Genomic DNA, 22,508 nt, shown 5'->3' with positions numbered 1-22,508 from the left:
TTATGGCAAAAGATTTTAAAAGCACCTTGAAATCTAAAGCAAGGGAAGCTATCACCAACTCTTTTAGTTATGTCGAGAAAATCAAATCTAATATTACGATTCTCGACGAACTACGAGATTTCATTCCACCTCTATTACCTCAGGAATACGAACAGTTACGTTCGAACCTGCTTAAGGATGGCTGTAAAGACCCTCTCTTAGTTTGGGAAACAACCAAAGAAATTATTGGCACAGGCTCGGCAGAAGAGGCTGCGTATGTGTTGGTAGATGGTCACAACCGTTATAATATTTGTAGCGAATTGGGGATTAATTTTAATGTTCAGTTGGTACCCTTTGATTCAATCAAAGAAGCCAAAGAATACATGATTGACCTACAATTGGGTCGTCGTAATTTGAACCCTCAACAAGCTTCTTATCTTCGAGGACTTCGTTATCAGACCGAAAAAGCTAATGTTGGGTTGAACTTTAAAAAAGAGTCATCTAATGGTCAAAATGACCAATTGATGGCCGACATTTCTCAGGAGAACTCAACAGCCAAAAAGCTTGCTGAAGAATACAATGTGTCCGAAAAAACCATTCGTCGTGATGCGGAATTTGCGGCAGGTCTTGAAAAATTTAGTACACAATTAAGAAATGAAGTTCTTTCGGGAAAAGCAAAAATTGAAAAAGCTAAAGTTCAAAAATTATCCAAACAACAAATCGAAGAGCCTATAGAGAATCTTTCTCAATTTGAAGCATTGGTATCTCAAACGCAAGCAGCCAATTTGGTAAAAGCGCAAGAGGAGCCTGCCATTGAGATTCTATATGAAGATGTTTTAGAAAAAATAAGAATTGCCTTCGAATCAAGAAACAAAGTAGATTTGGACGAAGCACAAAAATCCTTCAATAATTTTAAAAAATTCTTCTAAAAAAGTTGTCGTATCAAATGGTCATAATGACCATTTGATACGACAAAAAATTCTAAAAGAAAACATTACCACTAAGTCCAATCTTCAAGGCTTTTGACTGAAATTCTTCTCTTATTTTAGCAAATCTCGTAGGGTATAGCTTCTCCACTTTTTCGAACATATATCCTTGAAAAATCCCACCTTTGTCAAAGTTTACCAAAAATTCTTGCACCTGATCTAATTCGGGATATAACTGATAATTTGATTGTGCAAGCTCAGCCAAAATATTAGGATTCTCGCTCGAATTATCGTTTTTGAGTTGCATCATCAACTGCGCTATCAAAGCTTGCTCGTCTTGTACTAAGGTTTGAACAAGGCCCAACCTTTCTTGAAAATACTCTTTTTGTAAGTCAACTTTCAATTTCTCCAGCTCGTTTTGTAGCTGATGTGCTTTCTGAATCTCAATAGGAGAGGGGCCTTTGGGTTTTAAGTTTACCTCCTTTGCCACTTCGTCATGTCCCCAATCAGCATCCTTGATACGGTTATAGATATAGCCTCCTACACTTTTGATTTTTTCGCCCTTATCTATTTTAGCAATCACATAATCAATCGAACGCTTTACCTGTTCTTCAGAATAATTATCTAACCACTTTTTAAGGGTATTTTTGGCAATTCTAAAACGCCTAACGTTCTCATATAACTGATCCAATGTACTAATTCCCTCTTCGGATTGAATGAGCGTGGACTCAATTACCTCGCTAGGTGTAATCTCCTCCATAAAATCTTGTGTTCTCGAAGCCACTACAATGCTACCATTCGTAGACTTGATGACTTGTCTGGTAAGTTTTTTCGCAATCTGTTCAAGTTGCTTCGGTGCCTTTTTTTCTTCCAGATGAAAAATAACAGCATCTACTGCACGGCCTACCTTTTCCTCTTCCAATTGCGTTACAACCAAATCTGTGTATTTCTCAAAGTCGTTGATTGTTTTTTGTAAAATCTTCTGTTTGAAATTCCCATACATCGGATATTCATTATCTTGAATCGCCAAAATCTCACGTAGGCGTGCCACCGAATATCGCGCACGATGGTTTCCCAAATTAAACTGATGCTTCAAAATTAAGTACATCTTTACCGATGTAGGGCTTTGTACATCTGCAATATTTCGAATATCAATCGTCAAATATTCTCTTTGGAGCTCTAATAAATAGGGTTTAAGTTTGGGGTTAAACTTTAAACGAATACGGTTCTTTTCACTTTTTTTGACAGGCTCACTTGTCTCGTCTATTAAGTGAATAGTCGTTTTATAAATCTCCCCATCTTCCTTTTTTTCATAGATTACAAAACGTTTATTAAAAAGACGCTCTGCGGCATCACGAATAGCATCGTAGTATCGACCATCATCGCTCAATGAATAGAGCTTTATAATGTCTTGCGTACGAATTTCGTATTCCGCAAAATCATCATCGTCAGGTAATACCATCGTTAGCATAGCCATAAACACACGAAACTCATGAATGTCCATTCTGGAGGTAGCTTCCACGAGTCCTGCTTTACCTCCTTGCATTCGGATGATGTATCGGTCTTGATAATCTTGCTTTTTACGTAAAGCTATCGTTCGTTTCTTTGTCATTAATTAGTTCAGAGTTTTAATTCACATGACATTGATATAATTGGTGCTCTGCTAAAGAGTTACCAAAAGTACTATCATATAAATAGTTGTAATGTGCCTTTCTCTAACAAATATACAAAGAATTAACTATAACTATAACTCCGTCGAGTTATAGTTATAGTTAATCGTGATTTTGGTTATAGTTCTCCGTGAAAATGGTTATAGTTAACCGTGATTTTGGTTATAGTTCTCCGTGAAAATGGTTATAGTTGTCGTGATTTTGGTTATAGTTACCTTTGTAATAAATTGAAAATCAAATAGTTACAGAGCCCTTAAACATAAAAAAGAATAAAAAAAGTTAAAACAACAAAAGAGAATGTTGTTGTTTTTTTAAAAATTTTTTGTTTATTTTTTTTAATCGACTCTAAAAAAAATAGTTCTTCTTTGATTTCTTAAATGATTAAAAAATGATGTGAATATGAAAGGTAGCTGGGTCAAATTTGTTAAAGTAAAAAACCCGCTCCGTGAAAATGGTTATAGTTAATCGTGATTTTGGTTATAGAAAAAAAATGCTTAAATCTCTCAGAAACGAAGATTTTACATAAAATTCCGTGAAATTGGTTATGGTAAAATGGCTAAAAACAGCCTCATTTTTCGGATTATTCCAGAAAAATGAAGCTGTTTTTAGTGACTAATTGTAGATTTGGGATTGCTGATTGCGGAAATATTGAGAACTGAGGTAATACTTCTGCAATCTGCAATCCCAAATCCAGTATGGTAATGGATAAGCTTAAAATCCTCTGTACACCACTAACTACTTGTAATGAATTTTTGGGATAGGAGAGAAGAACATATCCTCGACACCAGCCGCCGTAGAGCCCACACGTGCGCACACACTTATGCTAGTCTGGATTGTGTGTGGGAAGGTTAGCCGATATTTTTAGCCCAGTTAGATTCATTATGTTGGCAATAGATAGGTTTGTGGCTGCGATATTTGCGCTAAGAGCCACGAACTGTGTCTTTTCGGTATGAGTACTCACACGATCAATATTTTTGGCGTTAGCGTCCGTTATAGCCCTATTTAGGTTGTGTGCTATAGGCAACAGGCAAAAGACAGAGATTATTAATATATTTCTGATAACCACAGACGCGCTTTTGTCTAAAGCCCATCGCTGAAAGCCGTAAGTACAAGTATTTTTCAATATCATGAATGAATGCTTACGGCCTTCAGCTTTGAGCATTCGGCAATGAAATTAAAAAGCATTTTATCACTCTTTGCCTTGTGCCTGTCGCCTAGTGCCTAAAACACAAAAGTTAAATCTAACTCTGCACTAATACTTAACAGAGACTATTTTGAGAAGATTTAAATAAAAAATGAACAATTTAAAATCCCAAATTTACTGTTCTTTTGTTCGAAAACTGTGGCTATTTGTCAGCAGACCTAATAGCCACAGCGTTTTCATTTTATTTATTAAGTTTTCCTTTTAGCATTTTGATAAAATATCCTCCCACTACCGAGCGAGCTTGGAAGCCCACTTGTTTAGCGTTGGTTGTTTCGTGCCAGTCAGACAATGGAACTCTTGAAGTTGTTTCGTTCGCGAATTTCCAAATCGGATGAATCAACGCCTCGAAGTCTTGTTGCGAATCAGCCATTGTTGCTGTCCACATAATCCAGTCAGACTTAGTGTATGTTTTTCTTGAATCCAAAGGCAATCCATATTTCTCTTGTTTGTTCAAGTAATACTTAATTTCTTTTTGCATTACTGATTTTGGAAATACATTTAAGCCCAAAAGCTCATCCCAAACCAAATTGTATTTTTGAGACCAAGTACCTTTTTTGTCAAAAGTCAAAGCATAGTGATCGCCATCTTCGGCCATCGTTTGCCATTTGCTTGCCATCTCTTTTGCCATTGCTTGATATTTGTTTGCAGTAGCTTTGTCACCCACGAGTTCCGCCATTTTTGCATACGATGCAATACCCATGATGGCTTTGGCAGACAAGTTGATATTACGAGCCAAGTGACCAGCAAAATCGTCAGTACACAATTGGTTGGCAGGGTCAAAACCATATTCTTCTAAGTATTTTACCCAAGTTGAAAGCGTTGACCAGTGTTTTTTAGCATAATCGCCATTGCCATCTTTCAAACAAGTAGCTGCTGCCAAAATAATCATGTTTCCACATTCTTCTACTGGCATATCTTCGCCATAAGTCTGACCATTTGCCAATGGATATGTACCTACATCGTGTGCTGCGAATGGTTTTGTCCATTTTCCTGATTCAGAATATTCGAAAATAAACTCTAACAAACCTTTCATCAACGTATTGTTGTACAACAAGAACATCGGTGCTGAAGGATAAGTTACGTCAACGGTACCGATAGAGCCATTTGAAAAGTTTTCTTTCGAGAAAAACAACAAAGTACCATCACCACGGTCAACAGTTTTATGTGCCGCAATAGCTTGACGATAAGCTAATTCGCACAAGTCAGCATATTCTTTGCCACCTGCTTTTTGTGCATCTTGATACAATTGTTGGTCAAAAGCCGCAGTTTTTGCCATTAGTCTTGTATAATCTTTTTCAGCTTCATCCAACATTTTTTCAGCAGTCATCGAAGCATCTCTACGCCACCAAGCACGCAAGTTTTTCCCAAAATACTGTACAGCATAAATGTCATCATAAGCCAAAATCAAGTGATTTGATTTTGATGTTTGACCAACCGTACCAAAATCAAAGGTACTTTTCAACACTCTTTCTTGAGGAGTTCCTGTGGTAAAAGTAGCATTTTTAGCTGCTATGTACGCATAGCCCCAGTCGATACGAAGATCATCACCACGTTTTCCTAAGATTTTTTGCTCAACCGATCCAGCCGACATCAATTTTAATCCACCAGTGGTATTTGGTAATACTTTTGTTGCTACTTCCTGAGAAGGCATATTTACAGCTAAGTCTGCCGAAATATCCATTTTCACTTTTACTTTGTGAGAACGACCATCTTTAGAACTTGTTTCGAAAGTGATATAGGAAGCAGGACGAGCCAAAACTTCTAATTCGTCCATCAATAGGGGAGAAGTAAAAGTCCCTTTTATCTGTACACCATTTGCCTCAAATGTATAAATCGTGTTAGTAGCTTTTACTTGAACACTTGTTTGAGTTGCCGCTGTTACTGGTGTTGCTGGAGGTAATTCTTCCTGAATACCTACATCAACAAAACCACCACCGATTGGATTAATACAGTGTACTGCAATAATATTTTTGCCTGGCTTAATGGCTTTTTGTGCTGCTGGAGAAAGTTTATATTGCTCATATCCAGCAATATAGCAAGGTCCACACTCGTAGGCTAAAACGCCGTTGATATAAATTTGAACATCGTCGTCATTACTTACTTGTAGTCTCAATTTCTCCGCATTGAATTTTGCAGGAAGTTCTACCGCACGACGATACCAGATTTTTTTGGTTTTCCAATCGGTATTTGGACGCATGGGATTGCTACCCGCACCATCACCAAAAGGAGCAGTGCCTATTTTCCATGAGTTGTCGTCAAATGATTCTTTTTCCCAACCAGCAGCAGGTGCATCCAAGGTGTATTTAGCTTGATATACTTTTTCTGCGGCTGTACTTGCATAGGTTTTGTAATTGATTTTTGGCATTCCAAGAAATTGAAAAGCTTTGCCATCAACTTCTACAATACCTTGAAGAGAGTGATTTTTGCCAGTCCAGTGTCTTGTTACCGACTCATTAGCTTTGTCAGAAACTGACCAAATGCTAAAATAAGGGTCATTGGCAATCAGTGGAATAGCAGGTGGACGCAACTGTTGAGCTTGCGTTGAAATGCTGAAAAGGCTCAGAAGTGCAACAATTGATTTTTTCATGTGATAAAATTGATTTATGATATAGAGAATTGGGTGAGAAAGAAATCTCGTAGTTGAGATAAAACACTTGATTTCTTTCGAACTCTCTACTGTTATTTGATTAAGGGAAATGCTACAACTCTTAATTTATTACAACATTATGGAATTAGTGTGATGGTTTATACTCTTTGTTATCGACCGCACCTTGATAAAAGCCGTCACGTGTGGTAACGGGAATGCGCGCAACACCGTCGTTATTGATAATCCAAGCTGAAATTTGTTTGGTCGAAAGTTTGATTTCTATGGGAGCATTCTGGGCATTCTAAACATAACCTTACGGCATTCCTTTGCGTGATACTTGTAAAAATTTACTAGGTTTTTCAGCTTTACTAGTTAGGATTTTGAATTAAGTTAGTACGCAAAATTTACTCAAAGCTTTCAGGTAACGGCTTTCGGCGGTGGGCTTCGTAAAAAGTATGGCTGTAGTTACTAAAGCCTAATGCCTAAATACATATCTTAAATCTTATTTTGCCGATAAGGCTATTTGTTCTTGTGTACTTACTGGTTTTCTAAAGTTGAGAGTTCCATCGGCATTCCAAGTGAACTCCTGAGCTCTTGGAGAGCGATGGTTTCCACAACCTTGATTGGGTTCAGGGCTTGCGTGATAGAGTATCCAGTCTCCTTTGCCATTCGCAGACTTGAAAAATGAGTCCAAGACTTAGTCTTGGACTAGTAAATTCGATTTTGTCTAGTAATTATAAAAAAATCTTATTTTTTCAATGTCATAGATTTAATAAAGTCAACTTCCTCTTGCTTGTATGGAGTACCATCTTCTCTGAAAATATCATGAAACCATACAGGAGGCTCTGAATTGTATTGCTTAGTCCAGCTATCCCAAGGATAAATCGTTTGAGATTTTCCGGAAACAAAGCCCCAGTTGAACATGGCAACTTTGTATTTTTTTGCTATCGGCAATGAACCTTGGAAGGTGCTACCATTTGGGCGAGCCATGTATTCGGTACATAATATGGGTTTTCCGTAACGGCTCAATTCTTTTATTCTATTTTCAAAAATCTTGGGATTGTCATAATTATGAAACGAAATCACATCCGATTCTTCTAATTGCACCTTTTCGATTGGCTTCAATTTAGCATCTTGTGACCAGTTGCCTGCCCAAACACCAGAAGTAAGTGGTTGTGTAGGTTTAGCTGCACGAGCCCAAGCGAAAACTTTTGGAAGTAGTTTAGTGATAATATCTATCTTATTTTTGATTTCTAATCTTTCATAAGATGGTCCGGTCATATTATCTGGTTCATTCCAAACATCCCAACCCAAAATTCTTTTATCCTTTGCATAATGACTTACGATAGCTTTAACGTATTTCTCTAAACGTATATATTGATTTTCGTCTTGCAAGGCTTTTTGTCCCGGACTTTGTACCCAACCCGAGTTGTGTACATGTGGTTTTGGCTCATGTTGTTTGCCTACTTGTGGAAATGGATCCCAGCATGAATCAAAAATTACAATCAATGGACGAATTTTATGTTTTTGAGCAATAGTCAAAAATGTATCAATGCGCTTGTAAAAACCTAGTGAATCTGTTTCATAAGCCAAATCATGCAAAAACACACGCATGGTATTCATTCCAAGTGATTGGGCATATCCTAATTCTTTATCAATATTTTCTGTATCAAAAGTATCTGCTTGCCACATTTCAAGTTGGTTGATGGCAGATTTAGGAAGGTAGTTTGCACCGACGAGCCAAGCTTGTTTTTTATACCATTCATTTGCCTGCTCTTTTGTCCATACCTTACGCGCCTGAGCCGTTGAGTTGTTAGATATAGCACACATCATTAAAGCTGCCAATGAAATGCCTTTGTACCAACCTCTTTTGAACTTTATCATGTTTTCTTTTAATGCGTTTAAGTTAATTAATTCGGAAATAATATTCCAAACAGTCTTTAAAAGTAATTTTATTGAACTAATTTGATATATTATTGAAACAAAGTAAGTAGATTCTCTTTGATATTTCTATTCAAATATTAATCAAAACGTATCAAATTTGCGCTTTTTATTCAAATCATCCATTGTAGCAACAATTTGGAAGGGCTATTTTGAGTCATTTTTAGGCAAAACTGTTCTATAGTGTTATAAAATTGTTCATTTTGATGAGACAAATGAGTATTTTGTATTAGTTGATTTCGAATTACTCAATTGGTATGAACTTAGGGATTTCTTAAAACTATATTTAGTAATAGTGCAGAATAAGATTTAAGTTATGTGTTTAGGGACAAGGCAACAGGCACAAGGCACAGAGTGGTAAAATGTTTTTATTAACCACAGCCATGCTTTTTTACAAAGCCCACCGCCGAAAGCTGATACCTGAATGCCTTGGGCACAAAAATTAAATTCTATTTTGCCCACCAACTTTATAATAAAATGGGCGTTATTTTAAATTTAGTGATTTGTGATTGAGTGGATAAGTGAATATGTTTCACTAGTAAAGACGCAATGCCTTGCGTCTTAAGCCATGTCTCGAACTAGTATTTGCTACAGTTTGTAAACTGTATAAAAAATAAGTCCAAGACAAAGTCTTGAACTAGTAAATAGATAAAGATAAAATTCATTCACTCAATCGCAATTCACTAAATATCAAGCTACTATTTTAACTCCCAAGCTTCTATAATATCTGCTCGTCGAGATTCGGGTATGACGATGAGTTTTTCGAGCTTACCATTTTTCCATTCTACTTCTACGCTTGTTTGGTAAGGTGCTTGAAGTTTGAAATGCACATCCCATTCTTTGGGCCATGCAGGGAGCAGATATATTTTTTGATCTGTGGTTTGTAATAGCATTTCTTGTAAACCAATCATACCCGACCCACCCCAGTTATGATCGGGTGTCCAGTCGTAGCCCGGCCCCCAAAAAGTAGGGAATCGGCGAGGGGCATTTTGTAGTTTAAGCGATAGCAACTTTTGGGCTTCTTCTCTTAGTCCAAGGCGTGCCGCAAAAATTACATCTTGTTTCCAACCAATATGGCTTCTAAATTTCAGCACATCGGTATCATATAAATAGGTATTGCGTGCAGTGTCCAAACCTGACCTTCCAATCCCGTAGCGATTCCAAGGAAAAATAGGGTAAAGTTGAGGACTTTCCACATTATTGATACGCTCCCAAGTTTTGGCAGGCGCGATGGTTACATGATTTTCAAATTGTCTGAAACTCATAGGAGGAATTCTCGAAAGCATTTCTTCCCAAGTTTTTTTATTTTCAGACGCTAGAGAAGGGGAGGAGAGAAGTTGCTCCAACACCGTTTTTAATCCTGCAATAGTCGAACTTGGATTGTATGCCATTTTGTAAGTTTCAGCACCCGACCCAGGGTAAATCACTAATTGTTTGTTACCGTCCAAAGCTTTACTACCTCGTTTTTTGGCTAAATATTGGTAATGTTCATCAAAGAAACGAAGACAACTTTCTATCAAAGGAATATATTCAGTGATATTTTTTCCTGTAAATCTTTCTGTTTCCAATATCATGGAACAAAATTCCAATGCCGTATCCCATTCGTATTCGAGCCAAGCATTGTATTCCATTCCTTTGTCATAGCCAGCGGGGCGTTTCCAGCCATATTCTGCTGGATTAGGTAAACCAAAATTTTCTATTTGTTCTGTAAAACTTGCTCCCTGATGTCCCCAGTAGTATTTGGTGCGTAGTTCGGCGTTATTCAGTATTCTTTTATAAAAATCAAATTGAGGTTTCATCGCTTCAAAATCACCTGTTTTTAACAAACCCCAATAGACCAAACGTTGATTTTGAGCAGTATGTGTTCCACCACCCCAGTTTCTAAAATCAGGTGTAAATTTCATGGTTGTATCCGTAAAGTAAGGGTCAACCGTAAACAAACCACCATTAAACTTTGTAGGATATTGTCCAAAGTTATTACAAGCCAACTGGTATCTAAAAACTTGATAGTTGCGTGCTATTTCCCAGCTTTTGCTATTTTTTTGATTGGGAGTAATATGAATAAAGCTTTTTTGCCAAAACTCTTTCCACCAATTATGTGTAGCCTTTTGAGCTAAAAGCGTATTCTTTTGTCCCTCAGCTTGAGTGTTTAATAAGCTCTTTTCCCAATCGGAGATACTTGTGGTGGTTGCGGTTTGCAAACTAATCATCAATTGTTGTTGGCGAGATGATTTTATGGTTTTGATTTTCCAAGCTTTAAAATCTGTATCACGGTATCTTCCTTGTGCTGTTCCATCTTGTTGCCAGTTATTGCCTGAAATGAAGCCACCGAACACTAAATTTTTGATAGGATTGTAAAACTGTTTTTTCAGACTATCTAAACCCTGTTGTTTGACTACCACATCAAAAGCTGAGATTTCTTCACCATTATTATGATAAAATAGGATTCCTTTTGGGGCAAAGCGAATGCTATCCTTACGCGTAACGACCTGATGAGGCGGCGCCCATTTGTAGGAATTGGCATTATTTTCTTTGCCTTTACTCATCAAACGGTCTTGATATCGCCAGCTTTCATATTGTGCTTTTGCTGAAATCGACTGATTGCTATTGACTTCTACATAAATATTAGGACGAAAAACATCAACCCAGATTTTAACCTGTGTTTTGATTTTGCCGTTGCTTCCTTCTATTACAACATCTCCCGAAGATAATCTGAGTACTTGCGTAAAAGCGCTAGGGTTTTCAAATACATTTGGAGTTACCGTTAAACGCATTCTGCCGAGTTTCAGGACTGCATTGTTATGATCAAAAGTTCCGCTTCGAGCTATGTAAAAATAAATATCGCCTTTTTCGACCCATACATTCAAGCCAATATCTCCACCACCACAAGGCATAGATTCCCCTGCATTTTGACTTGGACTATTCCAAATCACATTGTATTGGTCGATTGATGCCGGGGTATTTTGTGCCAATATATCGGTGAAACATAAATGCCACAAGCTTATAATGAACAGCAATTTTTTCATTTTCCTTAATTTTATCAGATTGTTATAGAGGAAAAACCTTTTCGAAAATCAGTACGATATTATCATAGCATTCTAAAAATTAGCCTATTTTGAAGGGATTTTTTCGGAAGCTTACGCCAAGATACAATATTGGCTCCTTTCAAGAAAATGTTGACTAAATGAAAGGTAATATGGTATAAAACTTGGAGAAAATGGTACAAAAAAACACTTTGAGAGCCTAGTACCTTTGTTGACCAATGATAAGATTTTATATATTCCGAAAATATACATCTTCTAAACTATGTTGAATATCCTACAAAAAGGCTTGCTAGTTGGGTGTTTGAGTTTGTTTACTCAATCGCTTTTTTCACAGACTAAAGGGCTGACAAATACCCAAAGCAGTAAATATGCTAAACTCCAAAGTGTTGACATTGGGGCAGTGTCTTGGACCAAGGGTTTTTGGGCAGATAGATTTGAGGTTTGTAAAAAGACCATGGTTCCCACTCTCTGGAATCGCTATAATGATACCATAACTTGTCATGCTTTTCATAATTTTGAAGTAGCCGCTGGATTGGCCAAAGGACGTTTTAGAGGTCCTTCATTTCATGATGGAGATTTTTATAAAACGTTGGAAGCTGTGTCGGCTATGTATGCTTCTACTAAAGACCCACAGTTGGAGGGCTGGCTCGACCATGCGATTGAGGTAATCGGTAAGGCGCAAAAGCCTGATGGCTATATTTATACCAAATCTATTATTGAACAAAAAGCGAGTGGGAAAACACAAATGTTTGATGATAAGCTAAGTTTTGAGGCTTATAATTTTGGACACTTGATGACGGCGGCTTGTATTCATTATCGTGTCACTGGAAAAACAAGCTTATTGAATATTGCCAAAAAGGCGACCGATTTTTTGATTGGTTTTTATAATACTGCTTCCCCTGAACAAGCTCGCAATGCAATTTGCCCATCTCACTACATGGGTATTATTGAGATGTACCGAACTACCAAGGAGCCTCGTTACTTGGCTTTGGCAGAAAAACTGATTACGATTCGCGGTGAATCAGAAGGTACTGACGATAATTCTGACCGTGTTCCTTTTCGTAAAATGACGAAAGTAATTGGGCATGCGGTGCGTGCCAATTATTTGTTTGCAGGGGTAGCAGACGTGTATGCAGAAACAGGCGATGCTACTTTGTTAGCGCCGCTCAATGCCCTTTGGGATGATGTAATTAACCATAAAATGTATGTGACTGGTGCTTGTGGTGCTTTGTATGATGGTGTTTCTCCTGATGGTACAGCCTATAAACCTGATACTGTACAAAAAATTCATCAGGCGTATGGACGTTCCTATCAGTTACCGAATCATTCGGCTCATAATGAGACTTGTGCCAATATTGGAAATTTGTTGTGGAATTGGCGTATGCTTCAATTGACTGCTGAGGCCAAATATGCCGATATTATGGAATTGGCTTTGTATAATAGTATTTTGTCTGGTGTCAATTTGGAAGGTAATAAGTTCTTCTATACCAATCCGTTGAGTGCCTCGAAAGACTATCCTTATTTGATGCGCTGGCATGGCGGTCGTTCTCCTTATATTAGTAAATCAAATTGTTGCCCGCCCAATGTTGTTCGCACGGTCGCTGAGGTCAACAATTATGTCTATAGTTTGGCAAAAGATGGTCTTTACATCAACCTATACGGTGGTAGTTCGCTTCAAACAACATTGGAAAATGGACAAAAGTTGTGGGTTGAACAACAAACCAATTATCCTTGGGAAGGCAATATTACTTTGGATTTGAAAGAAATCCCAAGTCAGAATTATACGATTTATTTGCGTATTCCAAGCTGGACAACAGGAGCTGAGATTTTTATAAATGGTAAAAAATTGAACCAGACTGTTGCGATTGGTGAATATGTAGGAATCAAACAAAATTGGAAAAAAGGCGACAAGCTAACATTGCGTTTGGCTATGCCTACTCAGTTGTTAGAGTCCAATCCCTTGGTTGAAGAGACCAGAAATCAGGTGGCTGTGAAGCGTGGTCCAATTGTATATTGTTTAGAATCAGCAGATTTGTCTTCAAGCCAAAAACTGTCTTCTATCCTAATTCCGACCACAACTCAGTGGATTCCTAAAAAACAAAAAATTGTAAATACCGAAGTTACGGCACTAGAAGGCTCCGTGAAATTGGTTATAGATAATCAATGGAAAAATTCGCTGTATCGTCCTGTTTCAACCAATACTCAAACAACTAAAGTTTCTTTGATTCCTTATTTTGCATGGGCTAACCGTGGCGACACCGAAATGAGTGTTTGGTTGCCAGTGAGTAGATAGATGAGGGTTAAGGGAACAGGCAAAAAGGCACAAAGTGTTCTATAAAATTGTGTAAAAACACTTCGTGTTTCAATTACTATTTAAAAGATATCCATGGAAAGAATTTTTGCAACATATTATATCGAAACGCCATTTGCTCCTGAAAAAGCGGCAATGGTATTAGCGGGGGAACAATCTTCTGGAACATTTGTGGCTGTTCCAGGCGAAACGGAGGAGTTGAAAGCCCGTTTTGCAGCGAGAGTAGAAAAGCTTACTTTTCTCGAAACCGTAACAACGCCAGCTATTCCGGGTGCCCAAAGTCCAACAGGACAATACCACCGTGCTATGGTTGAGGTATCGTGGTCAATCGAAAATTTTGGCTATAATTTGCCTGTTATGATTTCGACTTTGCAAGGCAACTTGTACGAAATTCGACAGTTTACAGGTTTGAAATTGATTTCTCTTGAAGTGCCAGACTCTTTTGCAGATCATTTCGAAGGGCCAGCTTTTGGCATAGAGGGATGTCGCAAATTAACCCAAGTCTATGACCGTCCTTTGATTGGTACGATTATCAAACCAAGTGTAGGATTAAGTCCAGAGGATACTGCCGCAACCGTAAAAGTACTAGCAGAAGCAGGGATTGATTTTGTAAAGGATGATGAATTGATGAGCTCAACCGCTAATTCTCCATTTGAGAAAAGAGTCGATGCGATTATGGATGTGATTAATCGTCATGCTGATAAAACGGGTAAGAAAGTCATGTATGCTTTTAATCTCAGCGGAGAAATAGATGATATGCTTCGGAGATATGAAAAAATTGTAAATGCGGGAGGTACTTGTGCTATGGTGAGTATCAATAGTGTGGGTATTTCTGGTACTAAAAAAATCTGTGACCAACGTGCTTTGGCTATTCATGCCCACCGCAATGGTTGGGGAATGATGACACGTCATCCTTTGCTAGGCATCGAATTTACAGCCTATCAAAAACTATGGCGTTTGGCGGGGGTCGACCAACTGCATGTAAATGGTATTCAAAATAAATTTTGGGAATCAGATGATTCGGTGGTCACTTCCATCGAACAGTGTTTAAAACCGATGTTAGGCGGTTATAAAGTTTTGCCCGTAGTGTCATCAGGCCAATGGGGCGGACAAGCGCCCGAAACGTATCGTCGTACTCAAACTGTAGATTTGCTGTATATGGCAGGTGGCGGTATTATGGCGCATCCAATGGGCGCAAGTGCTGGCGTAACTGCGCTACAACAAGCATGGAAAGCAGCCGTAGATGGTTTAACTGTAGAAGATGCCGCTAAAATATATCCAGAGTTTGCAAAATCTGTTGAGAAATTTGGTAAATCGTAGAGACGTTGCATGCAACGTCTAGCCTATGTGTGAGATTACCTATTTTGAGATCTGGAAACATTTGTATTAGTCGTTGCACGCAACGTCTCTACCAAAAATATTTTGTTTATGCACAAAAAGAATTTCGTACATTTTTGGGGAATAGCTTTATTGAGCCTATTTTCTCAAAAAACTATTTGCCAAGATACCGTGAGATATGTTGGCAAAACTTTAGCGAATGTTGATTACCATCACGGACAATTACCTTTGGCAGTTGGTGTTCATAATTACCAAACGTTTAGAGCCAACCGTCAACACCCTGAATGGGCTGGTGGGAGCTCGTGGACATACAACCATGCGCCCATGTTGGCGTATTGGAATAACACCTTTTTCTTAGAGTTTTTGAGTGACCCTGTGGGTGAACATATTCCTCCTGGGCAAACTTTTTTACAAACTTCTTCAAATGGGAAGGATTGGACAAATCCTGTGGTTTTATTTCCCCCCCATAAAATTCCAGATGGGTGGACAAAGCAGGGCTACAAAGGGATAGCCAAAGATTTGTATGCGGTGATGCACCAGCGTATGGGATTTTATGTATCCAAGAAAAACCGTTTGTTGGCTTTGGCCTATTATGGAATAGCCCTTGATGCCAAAGACGACCCCAACGACGGCAAAGGAATAGGTCGTGTGGTGCGTGAGATTTATAAGGATGGAAGTTTTGGTCCGATTCATTTTATTCGTCCGAATCGCACCTGGGATTTGAAACAATCGCCTTACACGATGTTTACCCAAAGTAAGGATAAAGGCTTTATCGAGGCTTGCAACGAATTATTGGCAACTCCATTGATGATGCAACAATGGGTAGAAGAAGCAGATAGAGATGACGAATTGATTCCTTTGAAAAAAGAGGTAAAAGCTTTTAGTTTTTATCATTTACCAAACAAAAACGTCGTAGGTTTATGGAAACATGCTTTAACTTCTATCAGTAAAGACGAAGGTAAAACTTGGGAATATAGTCCTTTGCGTGCACCAGGCTTTGTGAATAGTAATGCGAAAATTTGGGGTCAAAAATTGCCAAATGGTCAATATGCGACTGTATATAATCCATCAGAATTTCGTTGGCCTTTGGGTATCTCTGTTTCAGATAATGGATTGGATTACAAGAACTTATTATTAGTAACTGGAGAAATTTCGACAATGCGCTATGGTGGAAATTATAAATCTTACGGTCCACAATATGTTCGTGGCATTATAGAAGGTAACGGAACCCCGCCCGATGGAAATATGTGGTTGACCTACAGCATGAACAAAGAGGATATTTGGGTGAGTAAAGTGCCTGTTCCTGTGGCGAGCGAAGTGTATGGGACTATCAATGAGACATTTGACAAAATGCCAGAAGGCAAAGAGCTAGAGTTATGGAATATTTATAGTCCTCTTTGGGCAAGCGTAGGTATAGAAAAAGCTCCTGATGGTTCAAAATCTTTGGCTTTACACGATAAAGATCCTTTTGATTTTGCCAAGGCGGAACGTGTTATTCCAGAAGCGACTAAGACTACGATTACTTTCACGGTTATTCCTGCGCAAAACAATAAAGGCTTGTTGCATATTGAATTTCAGGATGAAAAAGGAACGCCTGCCGCTCGTTTGATTTTTGATTCGGATAGTACGCTAAAAGCAAAAGTGGGCTATCGAAACTCAGGAGTTCAGACGTATGAGGCTGGAAAGTCGTATGAGATTCGTATCGAACTAGATAGATATAAACGAATGTATGACATTTATATCAACGGTCAGAAAAAGGGAACTCGCTTGCAGTTTGCTCCAGTGGCTTCTTTCCGCCGTGTGGTTTTCCGTACGGGAGAGGTTCGCCGTTTTCCAAACGCTGATACGCCAACCGACCAAGATTTTGATGTGCCAAATGCAGGTGAACAAGCACCAGAGGCAGTTTATTATATCAAAAATTTTATCGTCAAATAACAAAGTTATCGCTATTTGCTAGCCTTTAAACCTATGAAACGAACAGGAATATTTTTATTATTAATTACTTTATTATCAAGTTCTTGTAAAAAAGAGGTTTACCTTTTTACTTCTTTCCATGAACCTGCTAATGAGGGTTTACGGATGCTTTATAGTGAAGATGCTTATCATTGGAAAGATCTAAATAAGGTTTTATTAGCCCCAATGGTTGGTAAACAAAAGGTCATGCGAGACCCATCTATCGCACAAGGTCCCGACGGTACTTTTCATTTGGTTTGGACAAGTAGCTGGAAAGGCGATTTGGGCTTTGGTTATGCTTCCTCCAAAGATTTGATTCATTGGTCTGAGCAGCAGTTTATTCCTGTGATGGCAAATGAGCCAAGTACAGTCAACGTTTGGGCGCCTGAGATTTTGTATGATAAAGCAACAAAACAATTTGTCATTATTTGGGCTTCCTGCATTCCTAAACGTTTTGAAAAAGGAATAGAAGATGAAGATAACAACCATCGAATGTATGTGACTACCACCAAGGATTTCAAGACGTTCTCGCCAAGTAGATTATTCTTGGATCCTAAGTTTAGCGTTATTGATGCGGTAATTGTTCCTCGCAAAAAAGATGATTATGTGTTGGTATTAAAAGACAATACCCGTCCAAATCGAAACATTAAAGTAGCTTTTGGAAAAAGTGCTACGGGTGAATTTAGCCATGTTTCTGAGCCATTTACCAAGAAATTTACCGAAGGTCCATCGGTGGTTAGGGTAGGAGGGGAGTACCTCATTTATTTTGATTCGTACCAAAGTAAAACCTACGAAGCCGTGCGTACTAAAGACTTTAAAACTTTTGAAGATGTATCCAAAATCGTGTCAGTGCCCGAAGGTCATAAGCATGGAACCATTTTCAAAGTATCTTATAAGGTCTTGAAAAAATTGCTTTAGGCCATAAGCCGTAGGCATTAGGCGAAATGTATTCATGATTTCGAGAGAGACACTTTTATGCTCTTTACTCATCAACTTAAGTAGTGGGAAAGATTAAATTAATAGTATAACTGAGGCAAAATTTGACTATAACCTTTTGATTATGAGTATCTTCAAATAACCAACATACTGTTAACTAATAACCTTTTCCAACTTACCAATTTTTAACTCACAAAATAACCTTATTACTCAATGAAAAAATTAGCTTTAGTTCATACATCTGCGACCTTAATTCCTGTATTTCAGGAGCTTTGTCAAGCTTTTTTACCTGGCGTACAAGTGTTCAATATTGTAGATGACTTTTTAGTGAAAAATATTATTGCTTCGGGTTCGCTTACGCCAACTATCGCCAAACAAGTGGTTGGCTACGTGGAGTCTGCACAAATGGGCGGGGCCGATCAAGTATTGGTAACTTGTTCGTCGATTGGTCCAGCGGTAGAACTTTCAGAGCATTTGGTAGATATTCCAGTGCTGAGAGTTGACCAGCCAATGGCCGACAAGGCAGTCGCTATGGGCACTCGTATTGGTGTGATTGCGACTTTATCGTCTACGCTCGAACCAACAGCTGATTTAATTTCTCGTCGTGCCGAAGTAGCTAGTAAAAAGATTCAATTAGAGGCTGTTTTGTGTGAAGGTGCTTTCGATGCCTTGATGCATGGCGATGCTGCGACCCATGACCAGAAAGTAACAGAGGTATTGAAACAATTAGCGTCAAAAGTAGATGTAATCGTTCTGGCTCAGGCGTCTATGGCACGAGTGGTCGCTAATTTGAATCCAAGCGAAAAGAAAGTTCCTATTCTTTCAAGTCCTCAAATTGCGATTGAATATTTGGCTTCTCAACAAGCTTTATCCTAACCTGTAGCTATGAAAGTTGTCTTTAAAACCTGTTTAATTCTTTCCTTCCTATTGCTAATCGCGTGTGTACTTCTTTGGTTTTCAGGAACTAATGAAATGTTACCCCCATTGGCTATTGCTAGTATTGTGTGTTTTGCTTTAGGAATCAAAGAAGTAGAATCTCTTAAAAACTATCAATATACGGCTTGGATTATGACGGCTGTTTTGTCAGGAATGCTCTATCCTGAGGCTTTTAAGTCTTGGGGAGGTGTTAATCTAAGAGATAAAACTTTGATATTGATTATCATTCAGTTTGTGATGTTTGGTATGGGAACGCATATCAAAGTGAAAGATTTTGCAGGTATTGGTTCAACAGGAAAAGGCGTACTCGTAGGTTTATTTTGTCATTTTTCAGTAATGCCTTTGATGGGTTTTTTGTTGACAAGAATTTTTCATTTTGAACCAGAAATCGCTGCAGGAATAATCCTGATTGGCTCATGCTCTTCTGGTTTGGCATCGAATGTAATGGTTTATTTGGCAAAAGGAAACCTAGTTTTATCGGTTGTAGTAACGGCCATGGCAACGTTGGCAGCCCCATTTTTGACGCCATTACTTATGAAACTATTGGCAGGAACGTTGATTGAGGTAGCTTTTGTAAGCATGATGATGGAAATAATCAAAATTGTGCTGATTCCAATTGGCGCAGCATTGTTATATGATTTTTTGAAAAACTCGGACAAATCGGTTCTAAAAAGAGCTCGAATAGTAGCGTTGATTTCACTGATAGTGATTTTGTGCATTGCTTTTTTCCTAAAACAAAGTGCCATAGAAGGTGCTCCGAGAGAATTTTTAGGGATACTTGGCTTTATCCTGGCGGCGATAGTGATGGGTGTTGTGTACCACTTCCTTACTACGCTTGAGCCACGTCTGGATACGTGGATGCCATACATTTCGATGATGGGCATTATTTATTTTACCACCGTTACTACTGCGGCGGGTCGTGATAACTTATTGAAAGTTGGCGGTTTACTTTTTGTTGTTTCGGTGATTCATAATGCCAGTGGGTATTTCTTTGGATATTGGTTGGCTCGCCTTTTTGGTATGAGCAAAACCGACGCTCGCACGATTGCTTTTGAAGTTGGGCTGCAAAATGGAGGTATGGCTTCTGGACTTGCGGGAACAATGGGTAAGCTCGGAACCGTTGGCTTGCCAGCGGCAGTATTTAGTCCTTGGATGAATATTTCTGGCTCTATTCTCGCAAATTTCTGGAGAAAACGAGCAGTTGATAAATAAATTTAATAAATAAGAGTATGAAAACGAGTTTATTAGCCTTACTATTTGTGGTAGTTTGTTATGCTTCATTTGGGCAAAAAACGATTTCTTCTCAAGAAATGAAAGCCATTTATGAAGAAGTAAAAACGCCTTATAAATATGGTTTGGTGCTTGTTCCTGAGGATACAGAACATAAAATGGACTGTCCGACCGTATTTCGAAAAGGCAAAAAATGGTATATGTCTTACCTGATTTATAACGGACGAGGCTATGAGACTTGGTTGGCAGAAAGTAAAGATTTGTTGAATTGGACTTCAAAAGGAAGGTTGATGTCTTTTTCGGATACGACCAAAGTAAAAGTTTGGGATGCCAACCAAAAAGCTGGCTATATGGCGCTCCAAGATATGACTTGGGGTGGTAGTTATGAAATAAAACCCTATAAAGGAAAATATTGGATGTCGTATTTTGGCGGAAATGCCGCTGGATATGAAGCTGGCGATTTGTCAATCAGTATGGCATATACCAGTAATGACCCCAGTAAAGCGCATGAGTGGCAAAGATTAGAAAAACCCGTTTTAACGGCAACAGATAAGGATACTCGTTGGTGGGAAAATCGAAAACTATTCAAAAGCACTGTGATTCAAGATCCACAAAAACACTTGGGACATGAGTTTGTGATGTATTACAACGCTAATGGTGACTCGGCGGTGAATAACAAGAAAACTCGTTGGTACGAACGCATCGGAATGGCGGTTTCGGATGATATGATTTCATGGAAAAGAATACAGGAAGAACCTTTAGTCTTTCATTCTCAAGGAATTACAGGCGATCCACAAATTCAAAAGATAGGAGATAAGTATGTGATGTTTTATTTTGGGGCATTTTGGAAAGACAGAAAAGGTGCCTTCAATCGCTTTGCCGTGTCCAAAGATTTATTGCATTGGACGGATTGGGAAGGTGAAAATCTTGTTCAGTCATCAGAATCGTATGATGAATTGTATGCCCATAAATCCTTTGTGTTAAAGTATAAAGGCGTTATTTATCACTTTTACTGCGGGGTAAATAAGGGTGACCAAAGAGGTATTGCTGTTGCGACTTCTAAAGATTTCGGAAAAAGTAAAGTAAAATTCGTGGAGCTTAAAAAGCCATAAATTAGTTTCTTAAGGTTGAATAGGTAAGGCATACAAGAATTCTTGTATGCCTTTTTGTTCTAACAATTCTCTACTTAACATAAGGTAATTTATACAACTTGTTTGCATGCTGTCTTTTTCATTGCTTCTCTTTTTGAATTATCATAACTTTAGCGCGATTTACACACAAAATGTTAACTTTTAAAGTTTATGATACAGCGAAAGAAAAAGAACTGGTTTTATATGTTATTTATATGGCATGGTTCGGTTTTGCCACAATTATTGCCACGATTGAGTTTATTACTAGTTTTCTCAATGATTGTGGTACACTTTAATGGAACATTTTATAACTACAAAATTCCTCTAAATCCTGCGCCATTTACTCTGTTTGGTTTGGCGATTGCTCTTTTTCTAGGGTTTCGAAATAATGCCAGTTATGATCGTTATTGGGAAGGTCGTAAACTTTGGGGTGCTTTGGTTATTGATGCTCGATCTTTATTGCGACAGGCTCTGAGTTTGACTTCCTATAAAAGTGATGATGCTGAAATTAAGGAGTTTGCATCTTTATTAGTTGCCTTTGCTTATGCCTTAAAACACCAGTTAAGGCATACAGATACAGAGAAAGATTTAGAGAAAAGATTATCTTCCGAGATTTTTGAAAGAAGTAAAAATATTGGTTTTAAACCTACCTTTCTGCAATATGAATTAGCCAATTGGGTCAAAAAAGCCAAACTAGAAGATAAAATAGATTCGATAGGACAATTGGCGATGGATGCCAACTTGAACCAATTGTCTGCCATAGTTGGTGGTTGCGAAAGAATTCATTCTACTCCTATACCTTATACTTATGGCGTTTTATTACATAGAACCGTCTATTTGTATTGTTTCTTTTTGCCCTTTGGTTTGGTGGATAGTTTGGGTTGGCTTACCCCTATTATCACTGTTTTTATTGCTTATACTTTCGTAGCTTTTGAAACCATTGCAGATGAGTTAGAAGAACCTTTTGGGACAGAGCCAAACGATTTGCCATTGAATGCTTTGTGTTTGACGATTGAAACAACCTTATTTGAAATGATTGGAGAGCCTGTGCCATCACAGCCACAGTTGGATGGCTATATTTTGGATTAGGAAGAAAGAGAATTTTATAAGAATTGTACATAGATTGAGTTTTATCAATAAATTAGCACTGATATGAGTGGCAACCCTTGCAGTTGCCATGCTGAGTTGGGTAACCGCATTGACGCTACGTTAAATTTCAAGAACTTTGAAAAAACACTTTTTACAAAATAGAATCATTTACTCTAACGAAAAAAAGCTGTCCTCAAATGAGAACAGCTTTTACTAATTTCAGACGATTATGCT

The 22,508-nt window shown here is 38.2% G+C and carries 14 protein-coding genes; 9 read left to right on the top strand and 5 right to left on the bottom strand.

What is annotated here, in order from left to right; genetic code table 11:
• The first annotated feature begins 2 nt into the window (after positions 1–2).
• Complete coding sequence (locus tag ACOVQ4_RS20125) at positions 3–908, top strand: hypothetical protein (protein ID WP_421822398.1); 906 nt, start codon at positions 3–5, stop codon at positions 906–908.
• Between the two features lie 52 nt (positions 909–960).
• On the opposite strand, the gene ACOVQ4_RS20120 is transcribed toward ACOVQ4_RS20125, so the two are convergent.
• From ACOVQ4_RS20120 to ACOVQ4_RS20100, 5 genes are all read right to left on the bottom strand, one after another.
• Complete coding sequence (locus ACOVQ4_RS20120; RefSeq protein ID WP_421822397.1) at positions 961–2,517, bottom strand: replication initiation protein; 1,557 nt, start codon at positions 2,515–2,517, stop codon at positions 961–963.
• A 1,443-nt stretch (positions 2,518–3,960) separates the two neighbouring features.
• Positions 3,961–6,366 carry a glutaminase domain-containing protein gene (locus ACOVQ4_RS20115; RefSeq protein ID WP_421822396.1) on the bottom strand — a complete coding sequence of 802 codons (2,406 nt, stop codon included), beginning with the start codon at positions 6,364–6,366 and terminating at the stop codon, positions 3,961–3,963.
• 502 nt (positions 6,367–6,868) lie between these two features.
• Complete coding sequence (locus ACOVQ4_RS20110; protein WP_421822395.1) at positions 6,869–7,060, bottom strand: family 43 glycosylhydrolase; 192 nt, start codon at positions 7,058–7,060, stop codon at positions 6,869–6,871.
• A gap of 53 nt (positions 7,061–7,113) precedes the next feature.
• Entirely contained in the window at positions 7,114–8,250 is a 1,137-nt protein-coding gene (locus tag ACOVQ4_RS20105) for a 1,4-beta-xylanase (protein WP_421822394.1), read from the bottom strand.
• A gap of 755 nt (positions 8,251–9,005) precedes the next feature.
• Positions 9,006–11,333, bottom strand: coding sequence for a DUF5703 domain-containing protein (locus ACOVQ4_RS20100; RefSeq protein WP_421822393.1), 2,328 nt, complete (start codon positions 11,331–11,333; stop codon positions 9,006–9,008).
• 280 nt (positions 11,334–11,613) lie between these two features.
• Here ACOVQ4_RS20100 and ACOVQ4_RS20095 point away from each other — a divergent pair, with 280 nt between their 5' ends.
• The 8 genes from ACOVQ4_RS20095 to ACOVQ4_RS20060 all read left to right on the top strand — a co-directional run bounded on the left by ACOVQ4_RS20095 (position 11,614) and on the right by ACOVQ4_RS20060 (position 22,274).
• The gene (locus ACOVQ4_RS20095; RefSeq protein WP_421822392.1) at positions 11,614–13,644 is read left to right on the top strand and encodes an aceric acid hydrolase; all 2,031 of its coding nucleotides are present in this window, start codon (positions 11,614–11,616) and stop codon (positions 13,642–13,644) included.
• Positions 13,645–13,737: 93 nt separating this feature from the next.
• On the top strand, positions 13,738–14,982 hold the full coding sequence (locus tag ACOVQ4_RS20090) for a ribulose-bisphosphate carboxylase large subunit family protein (protein WP_421822391.1): 1,245 nt from the start codon (positions 13,738–13,740) through the stop codon (positions 14,980–14,982).
• A gap of 108 nt (positions 14,983–15,090) precedes the next feature.
• Complete coding sequence (locus ACOVQ4_RS20085) at positions 15,091–16,935, top strand: six-hairpin glycosidase (RefSeq protein WP_421822390.1); 1,845 nt, start codon at positions 15,091–15,093, stop codon at positions 16,933–16,935.
• Between the two features lie 33 nt (positions 16,936–16,968).
• Entirely contained in the window at positions 16,969–17,871 is a 903-nt protein-coding gene (locus ACOVQ4_RS20080; RefSeq protein ID WP_421822389.1) for a glycoside hydrolase family 43 protein, read from the top strand.
• A 231-nt stretch (positions 17,872–18,102) separates the two neighbouring features.
• The gene (locus ACOVQ4_RS20075) at positions 18,103–18,765 is read left to right on the top strand and encodes an aspartate/glutamate racemase family protein (protein WP_421822388.1); all 663 of its coding nucleotides are present in this window, start codon (positions 18,103–18,105) and stop codon (positions 18,763–18,765) included.
• Positions 18,766–18,861: 96 nt separating this feature from the next.
• The gene (locus ACOVQ4_RS20070; protein ID WP_421822387.1) at positions 18,862–20,037 is read left to right on the top strand and encodes a bile acid:sodium symporter family protein; all 1,176 of its coding nucleotides are present in this window, start codon (positions 18,862–18,864) and stop codon (positions 20,035–20,037) included.
• 17 nt (positions 20,038–20,054) lie between these two features.
• Entirely contained in the window at positions 20,055–21,167 is a 1,113-nt protein-coding gene (locus ACOVQ4_RS20065) for a glycosylase (RefSeq protein WP_421822386.1), read from the top strand.
• Between the two features lie 189 nt (positions 21,168–21,356).
• On the top strand, positions 21,357–22,274 hold the full coding sequence (locus ACOVQ4_RS20060; protein ID WP_421822385.1) for a bestrophin family protein: 918 nt from the start codon (positions 21,357–21,359) through the stop codon (positions 22,272–22,274).
• Positions 22,275–22,508: the final 234 nt, after the last annotated feature.

It is taken from the genome of Flectobacillus sp. (assembly GCF_049240685.1).
Taxonomy (GTDB): domain Bacteria; phylum Bacteroidota; class Bacteroidia; order Cytophagales; family Spirosomataceae; genus Flectobacillus.
The sequence above is the reverse complement of the archived record's forward strand: the minus strand, read 5'-3'. Positions and strand labels throughout refer to the sequence as shown.